The sequence below is a fragment of the Franzmannia pantelleriensis genome (assembly GCF_900102875.1).
In the GTDB taxonomy this organism is placed as follows: Bacteria; Pseudomonadota; Gammaproteobacteria; order Pseudomonadales; family Halomonadaceae; genus Franzmannia; species Franzmannia pantelleriensis.
The window spans coordinates 142,027-152,657 of sequence record NZ_FNGH01000001.1; the positions used below are offsets into that span (position 1 = coordinate 142,027).

The 10,631-nt window shown below is 64.2% G+C and carries 10 protein-coding genes; 3 read left to right on the plus strand and 7 right to left on the minus strand.

The window, feature by feature from the left end; translation table 11 throughout:
- The first annotated feature begins 56 nt into the window (after positions 1–56).
- Entirely contained in the window at positions 57–551 is a 495-nt protein-coding gene (locus tag BLT16_RS20935) for a hypothetical protein (RefSeq protein WP_245701372.1), read from the plus strand.
- Entirely contained in the window at positions 551–1,675 is a 1,125-nt protein-coding gene (locus BLT16_RS00490) for a GGDEF domain-containing protein (RefSeq protein ID WP_245701373.1), read from the plus strand. Before BLT16_RS20935 ends, BLT16_RS00490 begins: the two co-directional genes overlap by 1 nt.
- A 650-nt stretch (positions 1,676–2,325) precedes the next feature.
- On the opposite strand, the gene BLT16_RS00495 is transcribed toward BLT16_RS00490, so the two are convergent.
- From BLT16_RS00495 to BLT16_RS00525, 7 genes are all read right to left on the minus strand, one after another.
- Positions 2,326–3,729 carry an amidase gene (locus BLT16_RS00495; RefSeq protein WP_089656494.1) on the minus strand — a complete coding sequence of 468 codons (1,404 nt, stop codon included), beginning with the start codon at positions 3,727–3,729 and terminating at the stop codon, positions 2,326–2,328.
- A 17-nt stretch (positions 3,730–3,746) separates the two neighbouring features.
- Positions 3,747–4,208 carry a RidA family protein gene (locus tag BLT16_RS00500; RefSeq protein ID WP_089656496.1) on the minus strand — a complete coding sequence of 154 codons (462 nt, stop codon included), beginning with the start codon at positions 4,206–4,208 and terminating at the stop codon, positions 3,747–3,749.
- Positions 4,209–4,236: 28 nt separating this feature from the next.
- Positions 4,237–5,493: a M20 family metallo-hydrolase gene (locus tag BLT16_RS00505; protein WP_089656498.1), complete on the minus strand. Its 1,257-nt coding sequence runs from the start codon at positions 5,491–5,493 to the stop codon at positions 4,237–4,239.
- Positions 5,494–5,518: 25 nt separating this feature from the next.
- Positions 5,519–6,793 carry a TRAP transporter large permease gene (locus BLT16_RS00510; protein ID WP_089656500.1) on the minus strand — a complete coding sequence of 425 codons (1,275 nt, stop codon included), beginning with the start codon at positions 6,791–6,793 and terminating at the stop codon, positions 5,519–5,521.
- A 15-nt stretch (positions 6,794–6,808) separates the two neighbouring features.
- Complete coding sequence (locus BLT16_RS00515) at positions 6,809–7,330, minus strand: TRAP transporter small permease (RefSeq protein WP_089656502.1); 522 nt, start codon at positions 7,328–7,330, stop codon at positions 6,809–6,811.
- Between the two features lie 65 nt (positions 7,331–7,395).
- Entirely contained in the window at positions 7,396–8,397 is a 1,002-nt protein-coding gene (locus BLT16_RS00520) for a TRAP transporter substrate-binding protein (protein WP_089656503.1), read from the minus strand.
- Positions 8,398–8,461: 64 nt separating this feature from the next.
- The gene (locus tag BLT16_RS00525; RefSeq protein WP_089656505.1) at positions 8,462–9,469 is read right to left on the minus strand and encodes an asparaginase; all 1,008 of its coding nucleotides are present in this window, start codon (positions 9,467–9,469) and stop codon (positions 8,462–8,464) included.
- 154 nt (positions 9,470–9,623) lie between these two features.
- Here BLT16_RS00525 and BLT16_RS00530 point away from each other — a divergent pair, with 154 nt between their 5' ends.
- Positions 9,624–10,355, plus strand: a complete 732-nt coding sequence (locus tag BLT16_RS00530) for a FadR/GntR family transcriptional regulator (RefSeq protein ID WP_245701374.1) — start codon at positions 9,624–9,626, stop codon at positions 10,353–10,355.
- Positions 10,356–10,631 lie beyond the last annotated feature (276 nt).

Below are 10,631 nucleotides of genomic sequence, written 5' to 3' on the forward strand. Positions count from 1 at the left end.
GCTAGACTCGTCGGTAATAAAAAATGACTGATGGACTCATGCAGGGGATACCTTCCATGCCAACATTCGGTGTGTTTAGCCGTCGTTCGCTCGTGCCTATCCGCTCCGCGCTGCTTGCTGCTGCGCTGTGTCCAGCGGGTGTTGCGCTGGCCGGTCCCGAAGTGCTGGTACTACAGCACGGCGAGCAGGCAACGCAACTGGCGGTAGCGGAGCTGCGCGAGCAGGCCGACGTGCACTTTACCTTCTTCGATCCCTATCTGGCCGATGAGGTGGAGGTGTCAGGGCTGGTGTTCCGCGAGCTGCTCGTCGAGCAATTCGGTGCGGTGCCCGAGCAGCTGACCTTCAGCGCCTGGGATGACTATGAGGTAACGCTGAGCGGCTGGGACGATCCCAATTGGATACTCGTTACCCACCATGACGGTGAGCCGCTGAGCCTGCGTGAGCGGGGGCCGGTGCGGCTTGTGGAGCGCGACTATGGCGATCGCGATCCGGATAACCTGCGCAACTTCAATGACTGGGTGTGGATGATTCGCAGCATCGAGGCACACTAGTGAACCCCGTTCCTCGTCGACGGCGCACCCCTGGATGGCTGTGGCTCGGCCTGATGAGCTTCACGGCGCTGATGCTGTTGATTGCCTATGAAACGCGCTGGGTTCATCCCGACATTCACGCCTACTTCAGCCAGTCCGGCAACCTGACGGGCCAGCAGCTGGCGACCCGTTCGCGCCGCTACCTGGAGGAGAGCCTGGGCACTCTCCTGGAGGACGATGCGCCCGACGCGGTAGAGCGCGCTCGCTTCCAAATCGAGCTGGGTTATAGCCTGTTCGATATCGGCCTCTATCGAAATGAGTATGCCTGCACGCTGCCGAGCCTGCGGCGACTGGATGGTCTGTATGACACGCTTGGCCGCGATGTCGTGCCGTCGCCGGCCCTGCTCAGCCAGGACCTACTGCAGCCGATTCGCTGCCTGACCGAGATCGAGATGAACCAGCTAGACCGGCGCAGCGAGGTGACCAATCGTTTCGTCGAGGAAACCCGTCGCCACCAGACCCTGGTGCTGGCGGGCAGCCTGGTGATCTACCTGCTGGGGCTGCTGTTCTGGGGCATGCATGTGTACAAGCACCGCATGGCGGACCGTGCTACCCGTGAGAGTCTGCGCTGGATGGCCCAGGCGCTGCGCGACCCGCTGACCGGGATTGGCAATCGCAGCGCGCTGCATGACGATGTGCTCACTGAGCCGGGCCGTTCTCTGGGGCTGCTGCTGATCGATATCGACTACTTCAAGCAGTACAACGATGCCTTGGGCCACCCGGATGGTGACCGCCTACTGCGCGAGCTGGTGGCGCTAATCGACCGAGCCCTTGGCGGCAGTGCGCGGCTCTATCGCATGGGCGGCGACGAGTTTGCCGCGTTGCTGCATTGCGACGGCACCCAGCCCCTGGAGCAGGGCTGCGCCGCTGTGGTGGAGGCGGTGCGTGGCGCCGCACTGCCGCATCCGGGACATCCCGCCGGCGCTCATGTCACCCTGAGCGTTGGCGGGGTCCAGTTTATTGCCCGGCGCGACGCCTTTGCCGCTGCCTATAGTGCCGCCGACCAGGCGCTGTATCGGGTCAAGGCCGAAGGGCGTGACGGCTGGCAGGTAGCGAGTGGCATTACGCTGCCGGCGTCGCTATAGCTGCTATTAAGCAATGGCGCTGAGGCCAATGTAGGAGCGACTTTAGTCGCGATGGGGGGGCTGCCTCCTCTGGCAGCGCTGCGCGCTGCAATCGCGAATGAATTCGCTCCCACAAAAGTAATGGCGCCAAGGCCAATGTAGGAGCGACTTTAGTCGCGATGGGGGCTGCCTCCTCTGGCAGCGCTGCGCGCTGCAATCGCGAATGAATTCGCTCCCACAGCAATCGCGAATGAATTCGCTCCCACAAAAGTAATGGCGCCAAAGCCAATGTGGGAGAGACTTTAGTCTCGATGGGGTTGGCTGCCTCCTCTGGCAGCGCTGCGCGCTGCATCGCGAATGAATTCGCTCCCACAGTAATCGCGCATGAATGCGCTCCCACAAAAGTAATGGCGCCAAAGCCAATGTAGGAGCGACTTTAGTCGCGATGGGGTTGGCTGCCTCCTCTGGCAGCGCTGCGCGCTGCAATCGCGAATGAATTCGCTCCCACACGGAGTGTGGCGCCAAAGCCAATGTGGGAGAGACTTTAGTCTCGATGGGGTTGCCCTGCCCCAGCAGCGCTGCGCGCTGCAATCGCGAATGAATTCGCTCCCACAGCAATCGCGAATGAATTCGCTCCCACAGCAATAGCGCATGAATGCGCGCCCACATTGTTAACCGACGGTTGGTACCTCGCCGAGCACGTCGAGGCCGTTGCCAAGCTTGGCTTCGATGGCTTGGCCGATGGCGAGCAGTCGGGCGTCCTGCCAGGGGCCGGCCATGACTTGTAGCCCGACGGGCATGTTGGCGGCGTCGCGGCCTACCGGCAGGGTAAGCGCGCAGAGTCCCATGAAGTTGGCAATGACGGTATTGCGCAGTGCCTTCATGTTGGCCTTGGGGTAGGCGCCTTCGGGCGCGAGGCTTTCCAGCGTCGGCGGGGTGATGGCGACGGTCGGGGTTAGCACGGCATCCACTTGCGTGAGTCGTTCGCTGGCAGCGCGAGTCAGTTCGTCGATGACCTGGCGGCGACGCACGTATTCCCAGCCGGGCATGCCGTCGGCGGCGGCGATGCGCGCGGCGACGTTGGGGTCGAGTTCTTCGATGGCGTCGGGCAGCGTGGTGTGCAAGAAGGCGGCGAGCTCGGCGGCGGCCAGGCCACCCTGCTGGAACAGCGTGAAGGCGTCGTCCATCTTGGGCAGTTCCAGGGTGACGATCCGCGCACCGGCGGCTTCGAGCTGCTTGATGGCGTCCTGTACCGCTTCTGCGATGCCGGGGCTGCAGTCGTCCCAGAAGAACTGCTCTGGCACGCCGAAGGTCAGGTCGGCCAGGTCGGGCGTGGTGGGCACGGCGCCGGGAGCGGGACTCAGGCCGGGGTCGAGGGCGTCGAAGGCAAACGCCAGGTCGTCCACGCGGCGGGCCAGCAGCCCGGGGGTGTCGAGCGTGGTCGACAGCGGCACGATCTGGGCGGTAGACCAGCGCCCCACGGTGGTCTTGAGGCCGGCCACGCCGGTCATGCTGGCGGGTACGCGTACCGAGCCGGCGGTGTCGGTGCCGAAGGCCAGGCCCGCGGTGCCGCTGGCCAGCGAGACGCCGGCGCCGGAGCTGGAGCCGCCCGGGGTGCGGTGGGCGAGCGTATCCCAGGGATTGCGTGGTGCGCCGTGGTGGGCGTTGGTGCCGAGGCCCCCAAAGGCGAACTCGACGGTGTGGGTCTTGCCCATGACGACGGGGAGCTGGTTGAGCAGGGCGCTGACCACCGGCCCGGGCGTTTCCCACTCGGCAGGCAGGCGCCGCGATGAGCCGGCATAGGTCGGCAGCCCGGGCACGGCGTAGATATCCTTGATCGAGACGGGCAGGCCCATCAACGCGCCAGCGTCGCCGCCCTGCTGCAGGAGGGCGTCGGTGGCCTTGGCGAAGGCCAGGGCGGCGTCGCCGTTCCAGGTCATGTAGGCGTGGTCGTGCTGGCCGCGGGTGCGATAGGCCTGAGACGCGCTGTCGGCGAGCTCAACGGCGCTCACGCTGCCGTCGCGCAATGCCTGGTGCAGGGCGCGCAGCGGTTGTTGGAGCGGGGGTGTCGTCATGGTGGGGCTCCTGGCGATTAGCGAATTTCGAAGATCGATTCTACTTCGACGGCGGCGTTCCCCGGCAGGGTGGCCACGCCGATGGCGGTGCGCGCATGGCGGCTGGCGTCGCCGAACAGGTCGATGAACAGCTCCGAGGCGCCGTTGATCACCAGCGGCACGTCGTGAAACCCCGGCGCGACATTGACGAAGCCGTTCATCCTGACACAGCGCACGACACGGCTCATGTCACCCTCTACGGCGTCGTTCAGCGCGGCGAGCAGGTTGAGCGCGCAGGCCTGGGCGGCGAGCTTGCCGGTGTCCAGGTCGAACTCGGCGCCTACCTTGCCGGGGTAGAGTACCTTGCCGTCTCGCTCGCAGATCTGCCCGGCGAGGAACAGCTGGTTGCCGAGTCTGGACCAGGGCAGAAAGGTACCACGGGGTTCGGGGATGGCGGGGAGGGTAAGGCCGCGTTTGGCCAGGGCATCGGCGAGGGACATGGAGTTCTCCTGAGGGTAGTGAAAAGTGTCAACGGGCTAGCAGGGTGCCGACGGTGTCGGCCAGGGCGCGCACGGCGATGTCGGCATCGTCGCGCTCGATATGCTCGTCGGGATGATGGCTGATCCCGTCACGGCATGGCATGAACAGCATGGCGGTGGGGCAGCGGTGGGCGAGGTGAATGGCATCGTGGAAGGCGCCGGATACCAGCTGCGGAGCATCAGGGGCATACGCCTTGACGCTGGCGTCGAGCATCGCGACGAGCTGGTCGTCGAATGCCACCGGCGGCACCCGCGCGCTTGCCGCCAGTTCGACCGTGCAACCGGACCACGACTGGCCGGCGAGACGCTGGAAGCTGGCATCCAGTGCAGCCAGTACCGCGGCGCTGGGATGGCGCAGGTCGATACTGAAGGCGGCTTGCTGCGGGATGGTGTTGGTGGCGTTGGGTGCCAGGGCAAACTTGCCGATGGTGAAGCGCACCTGATCGCCGTGTTCGGCGACCGCTTCGCGCAGCGCGCTGATCAGGGCGTGGGCGCCGGTGAAGGCATCACGCCGTGCGTGTTCAGGTGTGGTGCCGGCGTGGTTGGCCTGGCCCTGCAGCGTAACGTTGTACCAGTTGACGCCCTGGATGCCTTGCACCGCGCAGGCGGGTATCCCGAGGGATTCGAGTACTGGCCCCTGTTCGATATGCAGCTCGAGAAAGGCGAACGGGGTGAACGCGTCGGGGCGGTAGCTGACGCCGTGGGCGTCGAGCCGTGCCAGGCAGTCGGCCAGGGCATCGGCGAAGCGCACGCCATCGTCGTCTTCGGCTTCCAGAATGCTGGTGGCCTGGCGCTGGCCGGCGAACCACGACGACCCGGAGGCGCCGGGGGCAAAGCGCGCGCCCTCCTCGTTGGTCCAGGAGACCACCTCGACCGGCCTACGATGTGCGATGCCGCCATCGTGCAGCGCCCGCAGCACGGCCAGGCCGGCCACCACGCCGAGGGTGCCGTCGTAGCTGCCGGCGCTGGGCTGGCTGTCGAGATGGCTGCCGATCAGCAGCGGCGGCAGGTCAGGATCCTGGCCCTCGCGGCGCAGAAAGACGTTGCCCATGGCGTCGTAAAACGTCTCGCAACCCAGCGCGCGGCCGCGGTCGACCAGCCAGCAGCGGGCGTGGTTGTCGTTGTCGTCCAGGGCCAGGCGGCGCAGGCCGCGGGGCGACAGGGCTCCGATCCTGGCCTGGTCGAGCATGTCGTCCCAGAAGCGCTGGCCGTCGACGCTTTCGGCAAGTGATGTGGGCGTGTTCATGGTCTGCTTCTCCTCGAAAACCCGTTCAGTAGATCAGCGACGGCAGCCAGGTGCTGAGGAATGGCACATAGGTAAGGATGATCAGGGCGATGAACATCATCACGATCAGCGGCAGGCAGGCCTTGAACACCTCGACCAGCGACATCCGCGAGATTGCCATGGCCACGAACAGGTTGAGACCCACCGGGGGCGTGATCATGCCCACCGAGAAGTTGACCAGGGTGATGACGCCGAAGTGCACGGAGTCGACCCCGACACGGCCGGCGATCGGCTCGAGCAGCGGCGAGAGCACGATGATCGCCGAGGCGCTGTCGAGGAAGAACCCGGCCACGATCATGACCACGTTGAACAGTGCCATGACCTGTATCGGGTCGTCGGTGAGCGACAGCACCTGATTGGCCAACTGCGTGGGGGTGCCGGTGATCGCCAGCAGCCAGGAGAAGGCCGAGGCGCCGGCGGTGATCAGCAGCAGGGTGGCCGAGGTCAGTCCCGAGCTGCGCAGCGTGCCGAGCAGGTCGCGCCAGCCGATGGTGCGGTAGATCGCCATGCCCACGAACAGGCCGTACATGCAGGCCACGGCGGCCGACTCGGTGGGGGTAAAGATGCCGCTGTAGATGCCGCCGAGGAGGATGAAGGGCAGCCCCAGGCCCCAAGCCGCCGAGCGGAAGGCGGTGGTGACTTCCTTGAGCGTGGGGAAGGGCGCCCGGGGGTAGCCCTTGAACGAGGCGTAGATGATGCAGTAGGCGATCAGCAGCGAGGCGATCAGGATGGCGGGGATCAGCCCCGCGGCAAACAGCCGGCCCACCGAGGTGCCGGTGACCGAGCCATAGATGATCAGCGCGATGCTTGGCGGCACGATGGGGCCGAGGGTGCCGGCGGTGGCGATCAGGCCGATGGCGAAGCGCTTGTCGTAGCCGGCGGCCACCAGCGCGGGGAACATGATCGAGCCGATCGCCACCACCGTGGCCGGGCTGGAGCCGGAAATGGCCCCGAACAGCAGGCACGAGAGCACGGTGGCCGCCGCCAGGCCGCCAGGGACCCAGCCGACCAGCGCCTTGGCCAGCTCGATGAGCCTGCCGGAGAGGCCACCGATGCGCATCAGCTCGGCGGCCAGGATGAAGAACGGGATCGCCATCAGCGAGAAGTTGTTCATCCCGGTGAACATGCGCATGGGCACGATGACCGGGTCGGTGGTGCCGAAGAACTGAATGGCGAGAAAGACGGCGAAGGCCAGGGCGGCGAAGATCGGCAGCCCCAGTAGCAGCACCGCAAAGAAGATGGGCAGAAGTGCCGTGATCATAACGAACTCCAGTCGTCAGACGAGCTTGTCTTTTTCGGCGGCAAGCTCTTCAGCGAGGCTGACCGGCGGTTTGGTCCAGGCGTGATGAATGACCCATAGGTAGCGAACCAACAGCAGCAGCCCGGAAATGGCGATCGGCAGGTAGAACCATGCCATTGGAAGGCGCAGCGCGGCGGTTCTCTGGCCTCTTCCCAGGGTGTTGAAGAACAGCTGGAACCCGTAGTAGGCCAGGAAGCAGGCGAAGACAATGCCGAGCACGGCGGCGATGATATGCAGCCAGCGATTGACGGCGGGCGGCACGAAGGCGTTGAGCACGTCGACGGAGATATGCACGCCGTTTCGCACGCCCATGCTGGCGCCGACAAAGCTCATGCAGATGATGGAGTAGATGACGACTTCTTCGACCCAGAAAAGCGAGCTGTTGAAGCCGTAGCGGTAGATTACCTGGAGGGCGGTGAGCACGGTGGCAATGGACATGAACACGACCATTGCTACACTTTCCAGATGATCGAGGATCCTGTTGAGCGTTGCGAACATGGTTAGGCCACTTCGTGGAAAAACCCGTGATGGGATGCGGGCGCCGCGAGGGCGCCCGCGGCGTCTCAGTACTCGATGCCGACGACGTCGTAGACCTTGTGGAGCAGGTCGGTGGTGACGACGTCCTCATACTCCTCGTGCACCGGCAGGCTGGCCTGGACGAAGGCTTCACGGGCCTCGGCGGAGATCTCATTGATCTCGATCTCGCCTTCCAGCGAGGCCATGATCTGCTCTTCGTCCTCGAGGGTCAGTTGGCGAGAGGCGGTACGGCCGTTGTCGAAGGCGTCGCGCATGACCTCCTGGAGGTCCTCGGGGAGCGAGTTCCAGGAATCGGTGTTAATTACCGCGGCATACGCGTGATAGGCGTGGTTGGTCAGGGAGAGGTAGTCCTGCACCTCGTGGAAGCGCATGGTGTAGATATTGGCCAGCGGGTTTTCCTGACCGGACACGACCCCTTGCTGCAGGCCGTTGTAGACCTCGGTGAAGGCCATGGCGGTGGCGTTGGCATCGAAGTTTTCGTAGGTAGAGATGATGATCGGGGCCTGCATGGTGCGCATGCGGATGGCCTCGAGATCCTCCGGGGTGTGGATGGGGCGGTCGTTGTTGGTCATGTGGCGGAAACCGGCGCCCCAGAAGTTCACGCCGTACATGTTGTGATCGTTCAGGGTGTCGAGAATCTCGCGGCCTACCTCGCCGTCAAGCAGCTCGACCATGGTGTCATAGTCGGGAATCAGGAACGGCAGGTCGAGAATCTGCAAGCGCTCTTCAAAGTTGCCGAGCGTGGCAGACGGCGGAATGCCGATATCCACGAGGCCCATCTGGATCTGCTCGATGATCTCGACATCCCCCCCCACCTGGGCGGCGGGCAGTACGTCGATCTGGATGCGGCCATCGGAGTTCGCTTCGACCTCCTCCTTGAAACGCAGGGCGGCCTTTCCGTTGGGGGTGTCCTCGATCAGTACGTGGGCGAAGGTAAAGGTGTATTCGGCGGCGTTGGCCTTGCTGATACCGAAGGTGGCCGCTGCTACCGCAGCCACCAAGGATGTCTTGATGATCTTATTGTTCATGATGTTACCTCTGCGGGTCGTTGGGTTTGTTCATCTGGTTGGGGCCGATGGTCCTGATCGGTCGTCACGCGGCGCTGGCGGACGTCAGGGTTTTCAAGCTCGCCTCGAGCGGCCCCGCTGTCGGTGAGGCGAGCAAGACGGAGAGTGCCAGCCGAGCCTTGCGGGCACTGAGATCCTGTAACGGGATGGCGCCGGCGGCGACCAGGTCGCAGAGGCTGCCGTCAAATTCGTAGACGGCCTCTATCGGGCCGCGGTGGCAGCTGCTGACGATGACGATAGGCGTGCCGTTGGCGACCGCCTTGGCAACGTGCTTGGGCCATGTTGGTGGCACATGGCCGCGACCCAGAGCCTCGATGATCAGGCCTTGGCTACCGCGTTCGATGGCCGCATCGATCATGTCGGGGGCGGCTCCCAGATAGGCCGGCAGTATGTCCACGCGTGGGAGAGTGTCGGCGAGGGGGGCGCTGATCGGACGGGCCCGTATGGGCTTGGCGGCCAAGTGGACGCGCGTCCCATCGATATAGCCTAGGGGCCCGGTTTCCGGCGCGGCGAACCCTTCCAGCTGGAAGGTGTTGACCTTGCGCACCTGGCGGGCGGCAAACAGCGTCTGATTGAACAGCACCAGGGTGCCGAGTCCGCGCGCCTGGGGTGAGGCCGCCAGCTGAATGGCATCGGCGATGTTGCGGAAGGCATCGGTGCCGGGCTCGTGGGGGGCGCGCTGCGACCCGGTAATCACCACGGGGATGTCGCCGGGCAGGGTGATGTCCAGGAAGTAGGCGGTTTCTTCGAGGGTGTCGGTACCGTGGGTAATCACGATGCCCACTACCTCCGGCGACTCGGCGAGGGCCAGGCAGTGTTTGCGCAGCAGCAGCAGGTCATCGAGCGTGATGGCATTGCTGGGCTTCTGCAGGACTGAGCGAACGTCGATGTGCGGTGTCAGTCCGTCCGGCAGTTGGACCTCCGACAATAGCGACTCGCCCTGGAGGGCACCGGAGCGGTGACGTCCCGATTCAGCCTGGCTACTGGCGATGGTGCCGCCGGTGGTTAGCACCACGAGCTTGGATGTTGTCATTATGATCTTCCATGGCTTTACATGGCAGACATCTGATGTCTGATGTCATGTGGTTTATACTAGTCAGGGATTCGACATCCTTGCAAGCCAGGCTTGGCAACGTCCTAATGTCGATTTGGTAACATGCGCTCTGGCGCTAACAGTGAGATATCCCATGAGTCTGAATCCTCGGCTTGCTTCACGCCCTCTCTCGAGCGACTCCTTCGGTGGCTCCATCGAGCGCAGCTCGGTTGCCATGCAGATCCTCGAGCGGATCAAGACCGCCTTGATCCGCGGTGAGCTTCAGCCAGGCGACTATCTTCCCTCGGAGAGCGAGCTGACCCACAGTCTGGGCATCGGCAAGTCGAGCGTGCGCGAGGCGATCAAGATGCTGCAGGCGATCGGGGTGGTGGAAGTGCGCCGCGGGCAGGGCACGGTGATTCGCCGCGAGCCGGGGGATCCGCTGGTCGATCCCATGGCCTTCGGGATGATCCTGGCCCGGGGCATGACCCGCGATGTGATGGAGTTTCGCCTGATGTTCGAGCCGGCCTACACCCTCCAGGCCATGCATAACGCCACGCCGGCGGATCATGTGCGGATTCGTCAGGCGATCGACGATATGGAAGCCGCCATCAACAATGGTGAACAGACCGCCCATCACGATGTGGCATTTCACCGGGGTATCCTCTACGCGACTCATAATCCGATGACCATCCGCGTAGGGGAAACCCTTATCCAGCTGATCGAAGCCGCGTTGGAGACGTCGATGCAGACGCTGCCCGAGGTGGCCTTGAAGGACCACAAGGCGATCTATGCTGCCTTCCAGGCAGGCGACGCGGCGGGGGTGCAGGCCGCTATTGAGGTCAGCAGCGAGAGCTGGGAGACCAACCTGACCTATGTGGATTAGCGCGTGGGTGGCAATGCGTCAGTAAGCCAGCGTGCAGAAGAGGTAGTGTGAAGACCCGTCATCTGCTACTGGGCAATCACATGCCGAAAGTGATTGGGACCTTAAGCGCACCTGGCAGGACATGGAACACTGGGAGTTGGAGAAGCGCTATGCGCCTAAGGTTGATTGTGAATGAATTCTCTCCCATAGGGGAGTGGCGCCGTTGGCAAAAGTGGGAGTGACTTCAGTCACGATGGGGTTGGGTTATTCTGGCAGCGCTGCGCGCTGCAATCGCGA